The sequence below is a fragment of the Hungatella sp. genome (assembly GCF_046966825.1).
The window spans coordinates 1-22292 of sequence record NZ_JBKVCZ010000109.1 but is presented as its reverse complement, the minus strand read 5'-3'; the positions used below and the strand labels follow the sequence as shown (position 1 = coordinate 22292).

Sequence of the window (22292 nt, the reverse complement as noted above, 5' to 3'; positions counted from 1 at the left end):
AAAGAAAAAAGACAACCGCCTCCTATTAGGAGGCTAGTTGTCTACAGTCTGAGCACCACATCAATGTGGTGTTTTTTCTTTTCCCAGATACCAGGGAAGGAAACAAGGCTTCCTGTGGTTGGAAAGGAGGATACTTGAAACAGAAGAAATGTGTGTTTTTCATAGTCTCAATCTTACTGTCTTTGATACTCTCCATCCAGGTTTATGCAGTAGGGGACGGAAATCTTGATGGGGGAGGCGGAAGTATGGGACAGGGGACCAGTCAGAATTCCTGGTCACCGGGAAATGAAGGGGTGCGGGTTACTGTCATTCGGGCAGAGAGCCATGATCCGGTAACAAGACCGATTGACTTAACAAACAAGCATCCGAATATTGCCTACTCCTTTGGGAAAGTCAGTAAAATGTCTTATACCAGAGGAAGTGCTTTGATGATTGATACCAATCCATATGAGTATGTAAATCCGGCACAGTCTCTACCCAGAATCATCAGCTCGAAAAGTCTGGGGCAGGCAAATATTGAGCAGATTAAAAGTTATTTTACAGATGAACAGGTGGTGCGCAGCATTGCAGGACTGACTGGAATGGATTTTGACACACTGGTGGGAGGGGAGTATAGGCTCTTATTGGAGCCGATCAGTTTTCTTAAATTTCAAGGAACCCTGATTGCAGTTACAGCAACAGAGGCAGCGCTCTATGATGAGATGTTAAGTGGTGGGCTTCGTGCTGTCCTTCCAACAGTGGCATTTCAGAATCTACCACTTTCTATGTTTTTGGAAACACCGGATCTGGGATATCCGGCTTGGGGAGGTCCTACATCGGGAATCCGTTCCAACAGTGAAATAAAAAGTTCCCTGGGACTTGGCATTGTACGGTTTCGGGATGTGCCACCAGAGGAACCGGAGATCACGACCTATGATTATGAGTATAGGACTAACACGGAAGTGATTACGGCAGTAGAGGTACGCGGAGGACAGAGTGATCCGGATCATCCGGTATCCGTAACATTTTCCGTAGGAGGAAGAAGCTACGAGGTGGGAGAGGTATATTATCCGTCCGGTGACAGTCAGCTGGCTTGGATCCGCTGGACAACACCGGAGCAGCCTCAGACTATGACGATGACCGTCCGTGTGCGGGGCGGAGGAGGAATAAGTAAAGGAACTCTTCACATCAAGGTTGTGGATCTGGATGAAAATCCACCGCCAGATCCCAATGCGGATGACCGGAATGACGGGTTTACAAGACCTTCGGTTCCTTCCAATGCAGAAGTAACCTTTGCATCCTGGGGTGTGTGGAGGCCATGGTGGAGAGGAATACTGGGTATGGCACAGCGGGGATGAGGATGATGACGGGTACTGGTGTGACCATGGCTGGTGGGAGTTTGACCTGGACCGATACTCCGCAAGCCTGACTGCAGATATGAGAATTACAACCGATGAAAAGTCCCCTACCGCTACGGGAAGGACGATGAAATCCGGTTATGGATTCCAGGAAAAGGTAACAACTCATGTCAGCACCAATCAGAGTTCTGCAGTGACATCTGCGCAGAATGCGGTGACTTATTTTCCGGAATTTCAGTATGAGAGGTTTTGGAGGCTTTTGGAACGGATGAATGGCGGCTATGATATGACCCATGAGTTTAAGAAAAATGGTTACAGTACCTATGAGAGGAGAACGCATTTTACACCAATTTGGTATCCGGATGGAAGCTATACGCCGTATACATGGTTGTTGGATTGCTGGACACCGGCTGGGATGCTTTCCATGAATCTGACCGATTCCATTACCATTGACGGAAACCTATGGAGTGACTGGCACATCGCACCGCAGAACCCAGAGTAGGGGGAGTTTTTGCAGGAAATTACACAGGAATAGGAGGAACATTTTAATGAAAACAAAGAAAATCATAACATCTGTTTGTACAGCCGCAGTTTTCGCAAGCCTAATCTGTATGCCGGCATATGCGGCTTCCGGGGACGTGGCCGGGGCGATTGAGGGAACCTGGCAGACGGCATCCCAACAGATCAAAACAGTTGTCGATCATGTTGTATTTCCAGCCATAGATCTGATCCTTGCCGTGTTCTTTTTTGGAAAACTGGGAACGGCATACTTTGATTATCGGAAACATGGGCAGTTTGAATGGGCAGCACCGGCAATTCTGTTTGCCTGTCTGGTATTTACACTGACTGCACCGCTTTATATCTGGCAGATTCTTGGAATTTAGGAGGTATATCATGGGATGTTGGGGAATTACTGCGTTTGAGTCCGATGCTGGACTAGATGCCATCAGTCTCATACGGAAACATCTTCCGGAACAAGGGGATGTAGAACTCCGGCAGATGCTTGCCTGGCTGAAGGCAGATTCTTGGAATGCCCCTCCGGAAGTGTCAGAAGGGGTGTCTCATACAAGCCCAATGGCAGTGGCAGAACTAATTGTAAAATTCCAGGAGAAGGATTTTTCTGCACTGGATGGAATCAAGGGGGATAAGAAGTTTTCCTCCCTGTCTTCTTTTACAGCATCGAAAGAATCCCTTCAGTGGGTAAGGGAATATCTGTCGGAAACTCTTTTTTACAGCCGTAAATGTGCAAAAGAGCAGGAGAAGTCGGGAGTTTTGTGGGGCGGCTGGTTTCAGGAACGGGATTGGAAGCACTGGCAGGCGCATATGGAAAAACTGATTGGAAGGATGGATGAACTGCTTACAAGAGAGGGAGAAACAGTTGCATTATGGACAGGAAGCATTTGCCAGAAGGCGGAACCGGGAAAAATAGCAGGAAAGAAAGAAGGGGAAGAACGTGAGAACCCACATAGGTCGGAGGAGGAAAGCATGACATTTTTTGAAAGGGAACTAAAAAAAATGTTTGGAACGGGAGCGAGCTTTTCAGAACCAAGGTTTGTCGGGAATTGTTGTTATGGAAGGCTGACGGATCAGATCCGTGTCAAAATCAACTTTCAGACAGGCATGGTTGCGGATCATTATGACCGATTGAAAGTGACCCTTTTGAATCGGAATGAAGGAACGATCGACAGCATGGTTGTGAAATTTGGAGATGTGTGGGGTCTGAAAAAAACGACTAATCCCAACTTCCGCGACGGGGTAAATCCCCATATCTGGTCCTATGGAAAGGAGATCGGCTGGTATGTATATCAGCCCGGAAAAGAGGATTATAAAGTACTCAGTGAAGCGGTAAAGACCTATCTGCAAGTGTTTCAGGAACCGGAGGAAGCTATGCAAATGGGACAGAAGATGTGTTAAGGGGAGGTGGTTAAAACTTGTTTATCTGGGATTTTGTTGCAGACACGGTTCTGGGACAGATCATTGACTGGCTGTATGGTCAGATTGTTGGATTTCTGGGGGATTTTTTCATGCAGATGGGAAGCATGGGGGCTGAACTGTTCGAAATGAGCTGGGTACAGTCTGTTGTGCTTCTTTTTTATTATCTGGCATGGGCACTTTATGTGACGGGAATCGTAGTGGCAGCCTTTGAATGCGGAATTGAATATCAGAATGGCAGGGGAAGCATACGCGATACTGCCCTGAATGTAATCAAAGGATTCCTGGCAGCCAGCCTGTTTACGACTGTTCCAGTGGAACTTTATAAGCTCAGTATTTCACTTCAGGGGAGTTTTACAGCCGGTATTACAGGATTGGGAGAAGATATTGGGACAGTTGCGGCAGGGATTGTGCAGTCTCTTCAGGATGCAGCTACCTGGCAAGAAGCTGCCACATCTGGAGTTTTTGGTGGAATCGGAAGTATCAGCAGCCCGATTTTTATGATCTTTCTCTTGATCCTCATGGGTTATGCGGTAATCAAAGTGTTCTTTGCGAACTTAAAACGGGGTGGGATCCTGCTGATCCAGATTGCAGTAGGGAGCCTTTATTTATTCAGTGTGCCAAGGGGATATATTGATGGATTTGTTGGCTGGTGCAAGCAGGTAATCGGTCTGTGCCTGACCGCTTTTTTACAGGCGACGGTCCTGATCGCAGGTCTGATGGTCGTTAAGGATCAGGCACTGCTTGGTCTGGGACTTATGTTATCGGCAGGTGAGATTCCGCGGATTGCGGGGCAGTTTGGGTTGGAAACGGGAACCAAAGCAAATGTGATGGGAGCAGTCTATGCAGCGCAGGGAGCTATGAACCTAACAAGGACGGTTGTGCAAGTGGTTTCTAAGTAGAGAGGACGGTGAAGGATGGAACGCAACAAACTGGTGTATATTGCATCTCCGTATTCTGGAGATGTTGAGCGGAATGTAGCATTTGCAAAGGCAGCCTGTCGTTATGCCATGAACCAGGGGGTTACGCCAATTGCCTCCCATCTGCTATATCCGCAGATGCTGGATGATGGAGTCCCAGAAGAGAGGAAGCTGGGAACAGATATGGGGCTTCGGATTTTGAAGGTGTGTGAGGAAGTCTGGGTGTGTGGAAGTGAACTGTCTTCAGGAATGGAACAGGAAATCCGTACAGCAAGGCAGCTTCAGATTCCGCTTAGACGGGTCAGCGAACAGGAGATTGGATGGGAACTATGTGAAGCACCGATACAAAAGGGAATGGAGATGGGCGGATGATGACACTGGGGAGCCTGTTTGACGGGATTGGAGGATTCCCTTTGGCGGCAGTTCACTGTGGAGGTGTGCCGGTATGGGCCAGTGAGATAGAACCGTTTCCCATGAGGGTAACCAAACTCCGGTTTCCAGATATGCTCCATGTAGGGGACATTACAAAACTGGATGGAGCAAAATTGCCGCCTGTGGATGTAATCTGCGGAGGCAGCCCCTGTCAGGATTTGTCAGTAGCCGGATTACGGAAAGGATTGGCAGGGGAGCGCTCCGGTCTGTTTATGGACCAGGTACGCATAGTAAAGGAGATGAGAGCAGAGGATGAAAGACGAGGGGTATCAGATGACTTTATTCGACCTCGATACCTCGTTTGGGAAAATGTCCCTGGAGCATTCAGCTCCGCAAATGGAGAAGATTTCCGGGCGGTCATCGAGGAGATTGTCCATATCAAGGACAGTACCTGTCATGTGCCTCGACCTGACACCGGGCGCTGGGAATCTGCTGGGGCTGCCATTTTGGGAGATCAATTCAGCCTGGCTTGGAGAGTCTTGGATGCTCAATACTGGGGAGTCGCCCAGCGCCGCCGTAGAATCTTCCTTGTCGCAGATTTTGGAGGACTCACCGCACCAAAGATATTATTTGAGCAAGAACGCCTGCTTGGGGATCCTGCGGAGGGCCAAGGTCAGGGGAAAGGAGTTACCACCACAGCTGGAAATAGCTCTGCGGATTCAGGCGGGAGTAGAGTAGCAGAGGAAAAAGAGGTGGATATTTTTGCGTTTCATATTAATCAGAGGGAAGAAACGATCAACCTCAACGGAATATCCGGAGCTTTGATGGCAACGACCAATATGCAGATGCAGACCTTTGTGGCAGAGGGGATGAGGAAGTTTGAAAGTGCAGAAAAAGAAGAAGAGTGTCTGAGCCTCAATGACCAAGGAGGAGAGCGTATGGATGTTTCGGTCGATGTAACAGCAACCCTGCGGGCAGGGATGAGTGGTCATCCGCCTCTGGTGATGGGCATCCAGCAGGGGGGTGCTGGGACAGAGAAAACTCCGGATCCAGCTCTTACAGAGGAGGCAGAAACCGGCGGGAACAATCAGCAGATTCTGTTTGAGAATCACGGGATTGATGCCAGATATACAGGTCCGCATGAGGTGGCCCCTACCATGTCAGACCGGTATGGAACAGGAGGAAACAATGTCCCACTGGTCTCAGATATGCCGGAGAGTTATTGTATTGCCGGAAATATCATTGATCGAGAAGTACAAAATGGAGGAAATGGTCTGGGATGCCAGCCGGATATATCCTATACTCTTACGAGTGCAGACCGTCATGCAGTGTTCAGCCGCCAGAGAAGTGATGAATTTCTGCAAAATCGGGTAACAGCGACTCAGAGCGCCAGACAGCATAAGGATGCTACGGATCTGGTGTGTGAGCCGTATCAGAATACGGTAGGAACCATTGGATATACAGATCATAAGGGGATTAATAATCAATATGTCAGCGAAGATAAATGTATTGTTGAGAACCGGAGACTGATCCGGAGGCTGACGCCTTTGGAGTGTGAACGGTTACAGGGTTTTCCGGATCACTGGACAGATATCCCTGGTGCCTCGGATAGTGCCCGTTACAAAGCTCTTGGGAATAGCGTAGCGATACCGTGTGTGGATTTTGTTCTCCGTGGTATCGCTTATTTTTTGCGGAAGATGAAGGAGGAGAAAGAACCATAAGATTGGTAGTTCTGCTTCCGTTTTCAGGTAATCTTTGTTGGGTATCGTCATAGCTATCTCATCTCTTTATGGATATACTTGGCTTGTAAAAACGAGGAAAGGAGAGTCAAATGGAAGAGCGTAAGAAAAATTTATGCGCCATGATTCCAGAATCCCTGCATAAGAAAGTGCGGGAAGAACAGGAAGAATGGGGAATCAAGCTGAACGAGTATATGGAACGGATTCTAAAAGACCACTTTGAGAAGGGAGAAAGAGAGATGGCAAACGGAACCAGGACATTGGCATTTCAGGTATCAGAGGAGTTTTTTCAGAGGTTAAAAAAATACCTCAAAAAGACAGGACAGAGCCAGAAAGAATTTGTGATCGGACTGATTGAAGATGTACTTTCGCAGGAAGAACATTTAGTATCTGGAGAGATGCAGGAGACAGAGGGAAAGGCAGAACTTGAGGAAACTGAATAAGAGGAAGGATCGAACATACCGCCGGCAGAGCTTCATCATGCCGGCGGTTATTATTTGGAGGTGATCGGTTGTATATTTATCCGGACCATTTGAAATCAAAAGCAACACTTTGGTTATGGCAGCTTCGGGACATTGGGATTCTTGGTATTTGCGGATTGGTCTCCATTTTAGCAGCTACGCAGGCGGGATTTATGTTCCCTTGTGTTCTGACAGGGGTATATGGATTTCTGACGATCCGCTCCCACGATACCAGCATTCTGGATTTTATCCGGTATGCCTGTGCGTATTTTTTTATGCGTCAGCAATTTTTTGAGTGGAGGTATGAATGAGCAGGGAGAAAAGAAAAGCGAAAAAAGAGGCAGAGAAGCGCCTCTCCACACGGCAGTTCATTGGTGCAAAGGAGATTACAGACTACAGTCTGGTGACCTACGGACAGGGGGAGCTGGTGTATTTTATTGTAAAACCAACGAATATTTCTGTTTTGTCCGAATCTAGTGTCGGGGCAAGAATCTATGCTCTTATGACTGTACTAAAAGGAGTGGCAGAGATTGAGATGCTGTGTCTAAACAGCAGGGAAAGCTTTGAAGACAACAAGCGGTTTCTGAAAAGTCAGATGGAACAGGAAGAGAATCCAGTCATACGCCATCTTTTGGAACAGGATCAGACCCATCTGGACCGGATTCAGGTGCAGATGGCGACAGCCCGTGAATTTCTGATTATGCTGCGGTTAAAAGATGAAAAGGAATCGGATATTTTTCCGTACCTTTCCAGGATTGAAAAATCCCTGAAGGAACAGAGTTTTTCTGTTAAACGGGCAGATAAAGAGGATATCAAACGTATCCTGGCTGTTTACTATGAGCAGAACGTGACCACAGAGAAGTTTGAAGACTTTGACGGGGAGCGGTGGATCATACCAGAGATTTAGAGTGAGGAGGAGATGACTTGAAAAAAGGAAGAACAGCAGTTGATGACAGGGAAGATAATGTGCGTATCCAGGAATTTCTGGATATGATTGCCCCGTCTGTCATTAAATTTGAAACAGATCATTTTATTTGTGGTAACACCTATCGTTGTGTCTGGGCACTGCGGGAGTACCCGACTGCTACGGAAGAGCAGGCAATTCTCTCACATTTAGGGGAGAAAGATGGTGTAACCTTGCGGATCTATACCCGTCATGTGACACCCGTTGAGGAGCGGAAGATCATCAGTAATGCAGCCAACAAAAACCGGATGGATCGGAGCAATACCAGTGATTTACAGCAGACTGTTTTGGCTGAAAGTAATTTACAGGATGTAACTACCATCGTAGCCCAGATGCACCGCAACCGAGAACCCCTCCTCCATACGGCAGTATATCTGGAGTTGTGTGCCCATGATCTGGAGCATTTGAAGCTTCTTCAAACAGAAGTACTAACGGAACTGATCCGGTCAAAATTGAATGTAGACCGACTGATCCTCCGTCAACAACAGGGGTTCCGGTGTGTAATGCCAAGCGGTTATAACCTGTTTAAGGATCAGTTTGAGAGAGTGCTTCCGGCCAGCAGTGTGGCGAATCTGTATCCCTTTAACTATTCAGGAAAGACGGATCCTCATGGGTTCTATATTGGGAGAGATAAATTTGGAAGTAATGTACTGGTGGATTTTAACCGGAGAGCAGATGATAAGACGAATGCCAATATCCTGATTCTGGGAAACAGTGGACAGGGAAAAAGCTATCTGCTTAAATTGCTGCTGACAAATTTAAGAGAGTCCGGAATGCATATCTGCGCTCTGGATCCGGAAATGGAGTATGAAGATCTGACCAATAATCTGGGAGGGTGTTTTATCGACTTAATGGGCGGGGAGTTTATTATCAACCCTCTGGAACCGAAAACCTGGGACGAAGCAGGAAGCCCGGAGGATCTGGATGCACCTCAGACCTTTCGCATCCGGTCCAGATTATCCCAGCATATCAGTTTCTTAAAGGACTTTTTCCGAAGCTACAAGGATTTTTCCGACAGGGAAATCGATGTGATTGAGATCATGCTACAGAAGTTATATACCAGATGGGGGATTACAGACGAAAGTGATTTTGAATGCCTAGCTGCGGAGGATTACCCAGTTCTCTCCGATCTTTATGCGTTCATTGAGGAAGAATATCAGGGATTTGACGAAAACAGAAGACAGCTTTATACAGCAGAAATGCTTCAGAGTATTCTTCTTGGGCTGAATTCTATGTGTGTGGGAGCTGAGAGCAAGTTCTTTAACGGACATACCAATATTACCGATGACAGCTTTATTACTTTTGGGGTAAAAGGGCTTTTGCAGGCCAGCAGGAATTTAAAAGATGCTCTGCTCTTTAATGTGCTTTCCTTTATGAGCGATGAGCTGTTGACGCAGGGCAATACGGCAGCAAGTCTGGATGAGTTCTATCTGTTCCTCTCCAACTTAACTGCTGTGGAGTATGTCCGGAACTTTATGAAGCGTGTGCGAAAGAAAGATTCGGCAGTTATCATAGCCAGCCAGAACCTGGAAGATTTTAATCTGGATGGAGTGAAAGAATATACAAAGCCACTGTTTTCCATTCCGACCCATCAGTTCCTGTTCAATGCTGGAAGCATTGATGCCAAATTTTATACGGATACCCTGCAGCTGGAGGATAGTGAGTATAACCTGATCCGCTATCCGCAGCGGGGAGTATGCCTGTATAAATGTGGAAATGAGCGGTACAACCTGATGGTCCATGCACCGGAGCATAAGGCGAAGCTATTCGGAAAGGCGGGAGGACGCTAAAAGGAGAGGCTGTGAATGGAGTTAAAGGAGCAGAAATTCGGCATTGAGATTGAGATGACCGGCATCACCCGTGCGAAAGCGGCAGAAGTAACAGCAGGGTATTTTGGGACCAGAGTGAAATATCTGGGAACCTATTATGACACTTATGCAGCCATTGACACAGAAGGGCGTCAATGGAAGTTTATGAGTGACAGCAGCATAACTGCACAGCAGAAATTGAATGGAAGAAAGATAAGTGCGGGAAGAGAATACCAGACGGAGATGGTAAGTCCCATCTGTCGTTATGAGGATATTGTGACGATTCAGGAAATCATCCGAAAGCTGAAAGAATACGGTGCCCTGACGAACGGAAGCTGCGGGATCCATGTGCATATCAATGCGGAACCGTTTGATGCCAGAACCCTCCGAAATATTACCAATATCATGGCATCCAAGGAAGATCTGATTTATAAAGCCCTGGGAGTGTCTGTGGAGCGGCAGCACCAATGGTGCCAGCCAGTGGAACAGAGGTTTTTGGAGGAGTTAAATCGGAGAAAGCCAAGAAGCATGGAAGCTGTAGAGCGAATCTGGTACAACGGAGAGAGCCGGAGGAATGCACATTATGATGATAGCCGCTATCATTGTCTGAACCTTCATTCTGTTTTTCAGAAAGGAACTGTGGAATTTCGTCTGTTCAATGGGACGCTTCATGCAGGCAAGATTAAGGCCTATATCCAGTTTTGTCTGGCGATTGGCGCCCAAGCGCTGAATCAGTCCTGCGCTAGCAGAAGAAAAACTCAGACCAGCAATGAGAAGTATACATTCCGCACCTGGCTTTTACGGCTGGGATTAAATGGAGAGGAATTCGCCACAGCTCGTCAGCATCTGCTGGCAAATCTGCCGGGCTGTATTGCCTGGAAGGATCCGGCTCAGGCGGAAGCACAAAAGGAAAGAATGCGACAGAAGCGGGAGAAGGAATTGGCAGAACGGATCCAGAGACAGGAAACCATTCATCCAATTGAGGAATTAGAATCAGCTGGGGAAGCACAGGAATCCCCGGCTTTTTGTATGCGAATGTGACAGGAGGAAGCAAATTGAAAGGAAAACAAAGACTTTATATTGCCTATGGGAGCAATCTGAATCTGGAGCAGATGGCATTTCGTTGTCCGACTGCGAAGGTAGTAGGAAAGAGTGAGTTAAAAGATTATGAACTGTTATTTCGGGGAGGTCGCAGGGGAGCTGTGGCAACCGTAGAACCTAAAGAAGGGAGTACTGTGCCGGTGCTGATCTGGGAGATCCAAAACAGAGATGAGGTATCGCTGGATCTTTATGAAGGGTATCCCAATTTGTACGGGAAGCAGATGCTGGAGGTTGAGCTGGATGGAAAAACTGTTCCGGCCATGGTTTATGTGATGACACCAGGGCATTCATTTGGAATTCCCTCTGACCATTATGCCAATGTAATCTGGCAAGGGTACGAAACGGCAGGGTTTGAAACCCAGTTTCTGGAGGACGCAATCGAACATGCTTATCAGCTTGTACAGAAACAGGAAAGAGAGGGAGACTTCTATCAGCAGAGCCTGTTTCATATGGGGGGGCTATGATGGAATGAAATAAATCCTGATGCGTCAGATGAATATCTCGATAAAAAGTGTGGAAGGAGTGATTTTATGGCCGTCTCAGCTGCCGCTGTGACAGCAAAACTGGTAGCGCTTACCCTATCTGACTGGAATGGGCGGACTGTGGTTTTTTCTGTTATTGCAGCATTAGTGACCCCTGTTATTTTAATTGTCACCATGATTATGTGCACGCTTTCTGGGACTGTAGACCATAACATTTCTGCTGTCCAGCTGTCCTTTCATGGAGGGTATTTGTCCTCAAAGGTGCCTGCAGAGTATCGGATGTACATCGAAAATATGCAGGACAGTTTTGAAAAACTGGATGGGGTGTTAAATGAAATCAATGGTATGGCAGAAGCCGAAGAAGTAGATCCCTACCAGGTAAAAGCGATTTTTTATGCCCTGTTTTTTGGTAAGGAGCACCCTCGGATGGATGAGGGGGACTATCGGGCATTCGCAGATTGTTTTGCAGAGTATGAGGAGAGGGAGGGTGAAGAGGGAGAAACCTATACAGTTGCAATTCCAATCCAAAGCCTGAATCTGGTCTACGGAAATCTTGCTGCAGAATTAAACCAGGAGGTTTCTCTGGAAGATAAAACGAATGTACAGCGCATCTATATGCTGGCAAAATACGGTGTGAGTGTACCAGGTGGAAATGGTCTTCCTCCAGGACAGGCTATGGGAGATGGGAGTTTTTCCGCGCTGATGGCAGAGGCAACCCGTTATATTGGTTATCCCTATGTATGGGGCGGTAGTTCTCCAGATACCAGTTTCGACTGCAGTGGATATATCTGTTGGGTCTACACGAGATCCGGGGTGTATCACCTTTCCCGAACAACAGCTCAGGGGATTTATGACCAGTGTGCGATTGTGTCAAGAGAGGAAGCTAGACCCGGAGATTTGGTGTTTTTTACGGGAACTTATGCATCTGCAGGGGCGGTCAGCCATGTGGGGATTTATGTTGGAGGCTCTAGGATGTTGCATTGTGGTTCGCCTATTGGCTATGCGGACCTTACTTCTCCTTACTGGAACAGCCATCTGTATGCTTTTGGAAGGCTGGCAACTATTCCGGAATGAGGCAGCTAAAAATGAAATTTGTGCAGATTTGCCTGGACAGTTTATGGATATGTGATATCGACTTTTAGAAAAAAGTTCGGTATTGTGTGTGGCTGAAAGGAGGGAAGTAACCGATGGATGAGATTATGGATCAGTTAAATCAGGTAATCGAAGAACGAGTTCTGGAGCTGAAGAGAAAAAGTGAAGAGGACAAGGTTCCCGCTTATTGCACAGAGACCAAGGAACATGTCCTCCGCACGGATCGAATTCTCAATAGCCTTTCAGAGGATGACCGGCAATGGTTGGATGACCAGCTTATGGCTAAAATGGATATACCGGAACAGGAGCGTCTGAGGTATTATAAGGCAGGTCTTGCAGATGCCATTGAACTAATCCACTATTTAAGAACCTGATGAAACGAGATCGGGCGGCTGTGTGAGCAGCCGCCTGATTTGCTTTCTGAAAGAAAAGGAGATTTGAAATGAGAAATACTACGATCAATGTCAGTTTTAACACAGAAAAATTGGATGCGTTAAAGTTCCACATGGAAAAAAGGGACACCGATCTTCAGGGGGAATTAAATGATACAGTACAGAAACTGTATGAAAAATATGTCCCGCAGGCAACCCGTGAATATATTGATGACAAGGTGGCAAGAGAAATATCCGCCAGAGAACGTACCCGTAGAGCTGATCGGACTGCGAGACGGGAGGAGTCCCAGCTGGAAGAATCAGAAATCGTATGATAACCAGAAACAAGAAAATAGAATCCCCAGTCATCCATGACATCCCCGTGTAGCCCCCTGTGTGCCCCTGTGTCGGGCTTTGGACAGCTAGGTGGCATCGTGGTACCCATACGAGGATTTTAAGCAGTGTTGGGCAAATGTGAGAGAAGGTTATGGAAACAGCAAGAACACGTGGGGATACGGGATTCTTGAGTGGTTGGCAGGGTCGAAACGTGTGCAGGTTAAAGGGGGTATGCTGCTTTTGGCAGCCCACCCCTGGAAAACACCGACCGGCAAAGCCGTTCGGGAAATCTGGTTTGAATACTTTTGGAAAAGGCGGTCGAAAGAATGGTGCTGGATTTTTGAAAGTGGCAGGATTTTGGAGGAAATGAGAGAGATTTTGTGAATACCTGGTAAGGAGGGAATGATGGGGAGCGAAAATGCGAAAGTCCGTGTTGGGATTTATATTGAAAAAGCTATATTAGAACAGGTAGACGGGTTGTTGGAGACTGCCAATGTGCGTTCCAGAAACGAATTTGTAGCAGAAGCACTTAAATTCTATATGGGGTATCTTCTTGCAGGAAAAGCAGAAAATTATTTTTTGCAGTCACTGACTTCTGTGCTTACGGGAACCGTTCAGGATAGTGAGAACCGTCTGGCCAGGATGGACTTTAAGATAGCAGTGGAATTGTCCAAGCTCTCACAGGTAATTGCCTACACCCATGATGTGGATGAAGAATCTTTAAACAGGCTGCACGTAAAATGTGTTGATGAAGTGAGACGGATCAATGGAACTGTGAAGTTTGAAGATGCGTATCATTATCAAAAGCGGGATGTGTAGATATTGTTGGAAAGGAAACGATGGAAAGAGAATTTATTTGTACTTCCCTCTAGTTGTGTGATGAATTTTCAGAAGAGATAAAAAATAGATTTGTCCTTTACGATACAATAACTCATCGATTATAATATACTAAGAAATGAATCGAGGTGTAGAATTTTGAATGAGAGAGAACAAATCATTCAACTATGGTTCAAAATGTGGCTTACACAACAGGATCTTGGTATGGATGACATTTTTGCGGAAGACGTGATTTATACTGAAAGCTGGAGTCCAAAATATAATAACCGTCAAGTTGTAAAACATTGGTTTAATGAATGGAATACACGTGGCAAGGTGATGGAGTGGAAGATCAAGCAGTTCTTTCATAAAGATAACCAGACGGTTGTAGAGTGGTATTTTAAAAATGAAATGAATAATGGGAATATAGAGGAATTTGACGGAATGTCCTTGATTGTATGGACAGCAGATAATAAAATAAAATCATTAAAGGAGTTTGGATGTAACTTAAACAATTATAATCCTTATGAGGATAGTGATACGCCTAAATTTAGAGATGAAAAGACTAGTTGGTTTTAATCAGAAACAGAAAAATTATATGTGTTAATCTGGCCGAGGAGGCTTGATTATAAAAGTAAAGATAAAAACGCAACGTATGCAGTGATGCATACCAGAGCCGGTAGGTAGCCCGGCCGTCCTGTATATCAGGGTAAGTAACCTGCCCCTCCGGGTTGTCCATTCTTTGCTCATTTCAATCATTAAGGAGGGATTGCCATGAGTATAAGGACAGGCAAGCTGACAGTGTTTTTTGAGGAACCATTTTGGGTAGGTATTTTTGAGAGAGTTGAAAATGGGAAACTTTCCGTTTCCAAAGTAACATTTGGAACTGAACCAAAGGACTATGAGATATGGGAGTTTGTGCTAAAGGAATATGATCGTTTGCAATTTAGTCCATCTGTGGAGGTTACTGAAAAGGAACTAACAAAAAACCCAAAGAAGCTCCAGCGTGAAATTCATAAACAAATGTTGGATAGGGGCGCTGGAACAAAATCTCAACAAGCACTAAAGCTGCAGCAGGAACAAAGGAAACAGCAGCGTAAGTCTAAAAGCCGGGAAGACAAATTGGCAGAAGAGAAAAAAATGTTTGATTTAAAACAAAAAAAGAAAAAAGAGAAACATCGAGGGCATTAAGAATGTAATGTATTCTTACACAAAATTTGGTTTGAGGTAAATGATGGCATCAAGTAAAAATTATTTACAATTTGTTTTAGAGCAGCTGTCCGAGTTGGATGAAATTACATATCGGACTATGATGGGAGAATTTATTATTTATTATCGTGGCAAGATCATAGGAGGCATTTATGATGACAGACTGCTTGTAAAACCCACAAAGTCAGCAATTGCCTATATGACAGATCCGGTATATGAAGTACCTTATGAGGGAGCAAAAGAGATGCTGCTGGTAGAGGAGGTTGATCAGAAAGAATTTTTGACAGGACTGTTCCACGCGATGTATGATGAACTGCCGCTGCCCAAACCCAAAAAGAAAAAATAGGTATTGCGAAGGGAAAACAAATAAATGGACAAGGCAATTTTGTATATACATGGTAAAGGTGGAAATCCGAAAGAGGCAGAGTATTATAAAGCGCTCTTTGAAGAATATGATGTAATTGGTTTTGACTATTCCTCACAGTTACCTTGGGAAGCGAAAAAAGAGTTCCCCAGATTGTTTGATAACCTATGCGGAACATATGAAACAGTAACAGTGATTGCGAACAGCATTGGTGCTTTCTTTGCTATGAGTGCTTTGGCAGACAGCAAAATAGAGAAGGCATACTTTATTTCTCCGGTTGTAGATATGGAAAGATTGATTCGGAATATGATGCAGTGGGCGAATGTGACCGAAGATGATTTGCAGAAACAGAAAGAAATCCCGACATCCTTTGGGGAAACACTTTCCTGGGCTTATCTTTGTTATGTGAGGGAGCATCCTGTTACTTGGACTGTTCCAACGCACATTCTGTATGGAGAAAAGGATAACTTGACATCGTATGAAACAATAGCTGAGTTTGCAGATAGAATCGGAGCAACACTTACAGTTATGGAAAACGGGGAGCACTGGTTTCATACGAAAGAGCAGATGGACTTTCTTTCTGACTGGATCAAGCAATGTACATGATATGTTCAAATGTTGAAACTATGTAACGGAAGAAGATGTGATAAAAAGTAAAAGGAGCCATGGTGTGTGATAAGCCATAGGTTCCTTTTTGCTTTCTAAAAAGGAGTAACATGGCAAAACTTATTTTTACTTCCCGATATTTAAAAGATGCAAAACCATCTCAGAAAGAAAATTATGTCCATTACATTGGAACGCGGAAAGGGGTAGAGAAAATTGATACAAGTAAAAAGCACCTCCCAGCAACGGTGAGTCAAAAGAAGTTAGTGCATCAGCTCCTGCAGGATTTTCCGGCGACAAAAGAAATGCTGGAGTATGAAGATTATCAAAGAAAACCAACAATCGAAAATGCCTCGGAATTTATTTCCTGTGTATTGGAACAAAATCTTGATATAGCAGCGACGCGAAAAAATTATGTGGATTATCTGGCGCATCGTCCCCGTGTAGAAAAGATTGGTGAGCATGGTCTGTTTACAGATGAGGGAGAACCGGTGGTTCTTGGACAGGTGCAGAATCAAGTGGCAGATCACAAGGGAATTGTGTGGACCCATGTGATTTCCCTTCGGCGCGAGGATGCAGCCCGGTTAGGGTATGACAGTGCTGTTCAGTGGATGGCATTGCTGCGTTCCAAACGGGCAATGCTGTGTAAGCATATGAAAATTGACAGCGCCAATCTGAAATGGTACGCTGCATTTCATAATGAAAGCCATCATCCCCATGTTCATCTATTGGTGTACTCAGTAAAAGATGGAGAAGGGTATCTGACAAAGCAGTCGATTGAGGCCATGCGTTCTGAGCTGGCGCATGATATTTTCCGTCAGGATTTTGCAAATATTTATGAGGAACAGGCGCAGTCTCGTATGGATTTAAAGGAACGGTCGGAAGTTGTAATGAAGACATGGATAGATGAAATACGGGCGGGGACGCTTAAGAGTTCGGAAATTGAAACCAGTATGATGCAGCTTTCTAAACGGCTGCAGAATACAGGTGGGAAAAAGGTTTATGGCTACCTGAAGAGAGATGTGAAGGATCTGGTCGATCACATCGTAGACAAGTTGGAGAAAGATGACCGGGTGTCTGCCCTGTACCGGGAATGGGGGCTATGGGAGGATGAGATTGTGAAGACCTACCGAAAACAGACGGAAGAATTACCGCCTTTATCAAAACAGCCTAAATTAAAAAGTATCAAAAATATGGTGATTGCAGAAGCATTGAGGCTTGGCAGTCATCATTTTTTGTTTGAAGAGAATGAAGATGGATACTCAGAACCAAAGGACGATTTTTTTATACAAGAACCAGATCCGGTAGCAGAGCTGACAGGGGAACTAGATTCGGACTATGCGGTGGAGGAACTCAAGCAAGAGCTTTTTCCTAATGGCAGAAAAGAAAAATCCAGTTCCAACTGGTGGACAGATGGATATATACAGGCTAGGAATTATTTGTATGGCAGCGATTCTACATTGCAGGATTTTGAAAAGGCATATCAGAAGTTCCTTCAGGAAGCAGAGCAGGGGAATGGGTTTGCCATGCACGACCTTGGTCGAATGTTTGCGGATGGCTTGGGACGGGATGCGGATGTGGGGCTGGCACAGAAATGGTATGAGAAAGCATTGGAAGCATTTCTTGTAAGAGAAGAATCCGTAAAGAAAAAGGAGAAACCATATCTGCAATATCGTATTGGGAAAATGTATGCTTCTGGTTTGGGAGCAGAACAAAATTATGAAAAGGCGGCACACTGGTTTTCCCAGGCGGCTGCAATGGATCATAAGTATGCCCAGTATTCTCTGGCTGGGCTTTACCGGCGGGGCCGGGGGGTGGAGCAAAATGATATACGGGCGTTTTCTCTATATATGAGTTCAGCAGAGCAGGGGAATCCTTATGCCAGCCTGGAACTGGCGAAGATGTATAGGGATGGTTTTGGTACAGAGCCGGATTTACACCAGGCAGAGTGGAGATTTCAGAATGCGTATTCCGGTTTTGTGGTTCTGGAAGAAAAAAGTCATGATGATAAACTCCAGTACCGGATTGGTCAGATGCTTCATACTGGAACGGGAACCAGCAAAGATGATGAGGGGGCGGCCAGGTATTGGGAAAAGTCTGCAAAGCTGGGGAATATCAATGCTCAGTATGCACTTGGAACACTCTGGCTGGAAACGGGAAGTGGAGACAGCGGCCAGGCAGTGGAATGGCTTACAAAAGCAGCAAATGCAGAGCACTCAGCCGCCCAGTATGTGTTGGGGAAATTATACCAGGATGGTGTGTATTTTAATAAAGATATGGATCAGGCCATGAAATGGTTCCGCGCTGCAGCAGAACTTGGAAATGAATATGCTGCATATCGGATGGGATGTTTGTTGCTTTTGGGGGAGAAAATACCGAAGGATGTGGAAGCGGCTGTGAAGTGGCTCAGCCTGTCAGCGGAAAAAGGAAATCCATATGCGCAGTATCGGCTTGGAATGCTATATCTCAAGGGGGAAGTGTTTTCTCCTCAAGTGGAAGTGGCAATGAAATGGCTTCAACAGGCAGCGGAGCAGAAAAATGAATGGGCCTTTTATCAGTTAGGGAAGTTATATCTTTCAGGAGAACATGTAACGAAAAATGTGGAAACAGCAGTACATTACCTGGGATTATGTGCGGAAAAAGGAAACCAGTATGCTCAGTATGTGTTGGGAAAGTTATATCTCTGTGGCAGAGATGTTTCCCGTGATCGGGAAAAGGCAGTGGAATATCTAACAGCATCGGCAGAACAAGGAAATCTGTATGCCAGTTTTTTACTGGAACATCTGGATGCATATCAGGATCCGTCCTTATTTCTGGCAGCAACCAGACTGCTTCATCATCTGGAAAAGCTGTTTTGCGAAGAAGCACAGAGACCAATGGAAATGAAGCGGTATCAGATTGACCGGAAACGACGCAGGAAACTGTCAGAGAAAAAGCAGGCTCAAGGACATCATAGGGAGGATCAGGAGCCAGCACAAGGTATTTATTGACGAAGGAGGATGGCATGGGAGAATTTGTTTATTTTACGGAAGAACAGAAACAGAGGGCCAATGCGGTGGATCTGGAAGATTTTCTTTCCAGGCAGGGGGAAAAGCTGCTTCGTTCTGGAAGAGAAAAGCGCCTGGCCAGTGATCACAGTATTACAGTGAGGGGAAATCGATGGTATGATCACGCGACAGAAAAGGGAGGATGTGCCATTGACTTTGTGCGGATGTTTTATAACCAGAGCTTTCCGGACGCAGTTACAATGCTACTTGGCGGAGAACAGGGAGTTGCATACCGGGAAAGCGCGAATCAGCAACTAGAACCGAAAAAGCCATTCGTACTTCCAGAGGCGAACCAGACCATGCACCGTGCTTTTGCGTATCTGATAAAGACAAGGTGTGTGGATCCTAAAGTAGTATCTGTATTTGCAGGAAAACACATGATTTATGAAGATGTCAAATATCATAATGTTGTGTTTGTGGGTTTTGATTCAGATGGAATTCCACGCCATGCACATAAAAGTGGAACCTGTCAGAAGGGACAACCATTTAAGGGGAATGTAGAAGGATGTGATCCAAGGTACAGTTTTCGTTGGATTGGGAAGAGTAATACCGTGTATGTATTTGAGGCACCGATTGATATGCTGTCTTTTATTTCCATGTATCAAAAGGGGTGGATGGATCATAGTTATGTGGCACTCTGTGGGGTGGCAGAACATGCATTGATGCAGCTTTTGAATGATGCACCGCACATCTCCCAAATTGCTTTATGTCTGGATCATGATAAGGCGGGAATCCAGGCAAGGGAACGGATAAAGAAAAACCTGTCTGAGCGGGGATACCATATGGTATTCTCGCTTTTTTCAAATCTTAAGGATTGGAATGAGGATCTTCAAGAGCTGAAGAAGCCACCGCCGGAATATATGAACAGACAGCAGACAGTTATACAGATGATGTGAGAGGAGGGGAGTAGGATACAGGGAGTCATTATATTTATTTGTATAGGTTTGGGGATGTTCGCTGTAATCGGCAGTCTGGTAATGATATCAAATCATTATACCTTAAACGGAATTAAATCGAGAACGGTAGGAGACGGGCAGTATGGAACTGCACGGTTTGCAACGGAAAAGGAAATACGGGAAACGTATGCTCATGTACCATATGAACCGGAGCAATGGAGAGCAGGAAAGCATCTACCAAAAGAGCAGGGGCTGGTAGTTGGATACAAAAAGAAAGGAAATTCCATCACAGCACTGGTAGACAGTGGAGATATTCACTGTCTCATGATCGGGGCAGCAGGAGTGGGTAAGACCGCAAACTTCTTATACCCTAATATCGAATATGCCTGTGCTTCTGGAATGAGTTTCCTCACCACAGACACGAAGGGCGATCTGTTTCGTAATTATGCAGGTATAGCCAAGGAATATTATGGCTATCGGATTTCCATTCTGGATTTACGAAATCCCACCCGTTCTGATGGCAACAATATCCTGACGCTGGTTAATAAATACATGGATGAGTATTTAAAGAATCCTGAAAATCTGGCAGCAAAGGCAAGAGCAGAGAAGTATGCGAAAATTACAGCTAAAACAATCATCTGCTCTGAAGGGGCTTCTGCCAGCAGTTATGGACAAAATGCTTTTTTCTATGATGCAGCAGAAGGTTTGCTGACTTCTGTGATTCTGTTGATTGCAGAGTATTGCCCGCCAGAGAAACGCCATATCATTTCTGTGTTCAAGCTGATTCAGGATCTTCTGGCGCCATCCCCAGTGAAGAACCGGAGCCTGTTCCAGTTACTTATGGATAAGCTGCCACCTACTCACAAGGCGAAGTGGTTTGCAGGAGCAGCTTTAAATTCTGCGGATCAGGCAATGGCCTCTGTGCTATCCACAACCATGTCCAGATTGAATGCGTTTCTGGATTCTGAAATGGAACAGATCCTGTGCTTTGAGAGTACCTTGGACACGGAAACATTCTGTAGGGAAAAGTCAGCAATTTTTATTGTGCTGCCGGAAGAGGATAACACGAAGTATTTTATGGTATCCCTGTTTTTACAGCAGCTTTACCGGGAAATGTTGTCGATTGCAGATGAACATGGAGGAAAGCTACCCAACAGAGTCATGATGTTTGCGGATGAAATCGGAACCATACCAAAAATTGAATCCATGGAGATGATGTTTTCCGCAGGCCGTTCCAGACGGATCAGCATGGTTCCTATCATTCAAAGCTTTGCGCAGTTGGAAAAGAATTATGGAAAAGAAGGTTCCAGTATTATCATCGATAACTGCCAGGATATTTTGTTTGGAGGTTTTGCACCAAACTCAGAGAGCGCAGAAATTTTATCAAAAGCATTGGGAAACAGAACAGTGTTGTCTGGTTCTATATCCAGAGGAAAAAATGACCCCAGCCAGAGCCTGCAGATGATGAGCAGACCATTAATGGCGCCGGAGGAGTTAAAGACCTTGCCAAAAGGAAATTTCATTCTTGCTAAGACAGGGGTATGCCCTATGAAAACAAGGCTTCCTTTGTTTTTTAAATGGGGTATCCGGTTTGAGGAGGTTTATGAAGTCCCGGAACAGGCAGCAAGAGAGGTTGTATATGCTGACCGATTGGAATTGGAGGAGGAAATAGTAAGGCGGTCTGATTTTGATGAGGAAGACTTATGGAGGGGATCTGTTGAAAGCGGAAAGTTGGAGGAGGCTTCGTTTTTAGGGGGAAAGGCTCATGGAGAGACAGGGAAGGAAAAACAGCATAAGGCAGCTACTCGAAGACCACCTCTTAGAACCGATTAGCAGAGAGGAGAACAGATGGCTTATTTTTCTAAAATTTATTCTTCAGATCTGCCTCATCGGGCTAAAGCTGTGTATATGTATTTGAAGGATCGGAGTAATACAGACGGACAATGCTATCCTGCGATTGGCACTATCGCAAAGGAATTAAACCTATCACGGAGAACTGTAGAACGGGCGATTCAGGATCTGGTAAAGGCTGGGCTTATAAAAAAGGAACAGAGGTGGCGTGAAAACGGAGGAAAAAGCAGTCTTTTATATACGCTGATAGACAGCAGCTAGAAGATACGCCACCAAGGGATCAGTTTGTTTTCTTGGTGGCATATGGGATATGGCAATATGACATATGAAGAGAAGGTATCACTTGAAGAACTATAATAATCAGAGAAAAAATTAGACAGTTATTTATAAAAAAAGAAGGTGAGTGTGAGGTTAATGCGTATCAATTTTTGGTGAATATAAAACAACTTAGGGTAAGAAAAATATTTCCGAATAAAACAATATGTGGTATAATAAAAAACAATGCTATGTGAACAAAAAGGGTGCTGCGATGAATCAATATATTGGACAGCAATTTGCTGCTTTAAGATACGAAAAAAATATTTTGGTTGT

At 45.2% G+C, this 22292-nt stretch carries 23 protein-coding genes and 1 pseudogene; all 24 read left to right on the top strand.

Going from position 1 to position 22292, the window contains the following annotated elements:
- Positions 1-134: 134 nt before the first annotated feature.
- Positions 135-1839: pseudogene (locus tag ACLTD4_RS25155) on the top strand (hypothetical protein).
- A 46-nt stretch (positions 1840-1885) separates the two neighbouring features.
- On the top strand, positions 1886-2221 hold the full coding sequence (locus tag ACLTD4_RS25150; protein WP_002593811.1) for a DUF3852 domain-containing protein: 336 nt from the start codon (positions 1886-1888) through the stop codon (positions 2219-2221).
- Between the two features lie 10 nt (positions 2222-2231).
- Positions 2232-3251 (top strand): DUF4259 domain-containing protein, encoded by a 1020-nt coding sequence (locus tag ACLTD4_RS25145; protein ID WP_081034907.1) that lies wholly within the window; start codon positions 2232-2234, stop codon positions 3249-3251.
- A 17-nt stretch (positions 3252-3268) separates the two neighbouring features.
- Positions 3269-4171 (top strand): conjugal transfer protein TrbL family protein, encoded by a 903-nt coding sequence (locus ACLTD4_RS25140; protein ID WP_008400385.1) that lies wholly within the window; start codon positions 3269-3271, stop codon positions 4169-4171.
- 15 nt (positions 4172-4186) lie between these two features.
- Positions 4187-4561 carry a DUF4406 domain-containing protein gene (locus ACLTD4_RS25135; protein WP_055650605.1) on the top strand — a complete coding sequence of 125 codons (375 nt, stop codon included), beginning with the start codon at positions 4187-4189 and terminating at the stop codon, positions 4559-4561.
- On the top strand, positions 4558-6282 hold the full coding sequence (dcm, locus tag ACLTD4_RS25130; protein ID WP_172594668.1) for a DNA (cytosine-5-)-methyltransferase: 1725 nt from the start codon (positions 4558-4560) through the stop codon (positions 6280-6282). The genes ACLTD4_RS25135 and dcm overlap by 4 nt, the downstream gene beginning before the upstream one ends.
- Before the next feature lie 110 nt (positions 6283-6392).
- Positions 6393-6743, top strand: coding sequence for a hypothetical protein (locus ACLTD4_RS25125; RefSeq protein WP_055650606.1), 351 nt, complete (start codon positions 6393-6395; stop codon positions 6741-6743).
- A gap of 68 nt (positions 6744-6811) precedes the next feature.
- The gene (locus tag ACLTD4_RS25120; protein ID WP_055650607.1) at positions 6812-7072 is read left to right on the top strand and encodes a hypothetical protein; all 261 of its coding nucleotides are present in this window, start codon (positions 6812-6814) and stop codon (positions 7070-7072) included.
- Complete coding sequence (locus ACLTD4_RS25115; RefSeq protein WP_055650608.1) at positions 7069-7668, top strand: hypothetical protein; 600 nt, start codon at positions 7069-7071, stop codon at positions 7666-7668. Before ACLTD4_RS25120 ends, ACLTD4_RS25115 begins: the two co-directional genes overlap by 4 nt.
- A 17-nt stretch (positions 7669-7685) precedes the next feature.
- Positions 7686-9515, top strand: a complete 1830-nt coding sequence (locus ACLTD4_RS25110; RefSeq protein WP_055650609.1) for a VirB4 family type IV secretion system protein — start codon at positions 7686-7688, stop codon at positions 9513-9515.
- Between the two features lie 15 nt (positions 9516-9530).
- Positions 9531-10574: an amidoligase family protein gene (locus tag ACLTD4_RS25105; protein ID WP_055650610.1), complete on the top strand. Its 1044-nt coding sequence runs from the start codon at positions 9531-9533 to the stop codon at positions 10572-10574.
- 71 nt (positions 10575-10645) lie between these two features.
- Positions 10646-11098: a gamma-glutamylcyclotransferase family protein gene (locus ACLTD4_RS25100; RefSeq protein WP_055650697.1), complete on the top strand. Its 453-nt coding sequence runs from the start codon at positions 10646-10648 to the stop codon at positions 11096-11098.
- A 66-nt stretch (positions 11099-11164) separates the two neighbouring features.
- Positions 11165-12190 carry a C40 family peptidase gene (locus tag ACLTD4_RS25095; RefSeq protein ID WP_055650611.1) on the top strand — a complete coding sequence of 342 codons (1026 nt, stop codon included), beginning with the start codon at positions 11165-11167 and terminating at the stop codon, positions 12188-12190.
- 113 nt (positions 12191-12303) lie between these two features.
- Entirely contained in the window at positions 12304-12582 is a 279-nt protein-coding gene (locus ACLTD4_RS25090; RefSeq protein WP_055650612.1) for a hypothetical protein, read from the top strand.
- Between the two features lie 68 nt (positions 12583-12650).
- Positions 12651-12914, top strand: a complete 264-nt coding sequence (locus tag ACLTD4_RS25085; RefSeq protein WP_055650613.1) for a DUF6103 family protein — start codon at positions 12651-12653, stop codon at positions 12912-12914.
- A 406-nt stretch (positions 12915-13320) separates the two neighbouring features.
- Positions 13321-13734, top strand: coding sequence for a CopG family ribbon-helix-helix protein (locus ACLTD4_RS25080; RefSeq protein ID WP_055650615.1), 414 nt, complete (start codon positions 13321-13323; stop codon positions 13732-13734).
- A gap of 156 nt (positions 13735-13890) precedes the next feature.
- Positions 13891-14310, top strand: coding sequence for a nuclear transport factor 2 family protein (locus ACLTD4_RS25075; RefSeq protein WP_002593796.1), 420 nt, complete (start codon positions 13891-13893; stop codon positions 14308-14310).
- A gap of 195 nt (positions 14311-14505) precedes the next feature.
- Positions 14506-14922, top strand: coding sequence for a YjdF family protein (locus tag ACLTD4_RS25070; protein ID WP_055650616.1), 417 nt, complete (start codon positions 14506-14508; stop codon positions 14920-14922).
- A 43-nt stretch (positions 14923-14965) separates the two neighbouring features.
- Complete coding sequence (locus ACLTD4_RS25065; RefSeq protein ID WP_055650617.1) at positions 14966-15286, top strand: TfoX/Sxy family protein; 321 nt, start codon at positions 14966-14968, stop codon at positions 15284-15286.
- 24 nt (positions 15287-15310) lie between these two features.
- Positions 15311-15910, top strand: a complete 600-nt coding sequence (locus ACLTD4_RS25060) for an alpha/beta hydrolase (protein WP_055650618.1) — start codon at positions 15311-15313, stop codon at positions 15908-15910.
- Positions 15911-16020: 110 nt separating this feature from the next.
- Positions 16021-18897: a MobP3 family relaxase gene (mobP3, locus tag ACLTD4_RS25055; protein WP_055650619.1), complete on the top strand. Its 2877-nt coding sequence runs from the start codon at positions 16021-16023 to the stop codon at positions 18895-18897.
- Positions 18898-18911: 14 nt separating this feature from the next.
- Positions 18912-19850, top strand: a complete 939-nt coding sequence (locus ACLTD4_RS25050; protein ID WP_055650620.1) for a DUF3991 and toprim domain-containing protein — start codon at positions 18912-18914, stop codon at positions 19848-19850.
- Between the two features lie 54 nt (positions 19851-19904).
- Positions 19905-21683 carry a VirD4-like conjugal transfer protein, CD1115 family gene (locus tag ACLTD4_RS25045; RefSeq protein WP_055650621.1) on the top strand — a complete coding sequence of 593 codons (1779 nt, stop codon included), beginning with the start codon at positions 19905-19907 and terminating at the stop codon, positions 21681-21683.
- A gap of 15 nt (positions 21684-21698) precedes the next feature.
- A complete protein-coding gene (locus ACLTD4_RS25040) occupies positions 21699-21962 on the top strand; it encodes a helix-turn-helix domain-containing protein (protein WP_002593789.1) in 264 nt (87 codons plus the stop codon).
- Positions 21963-22292 lie beyond the last annotated feature (330 nt).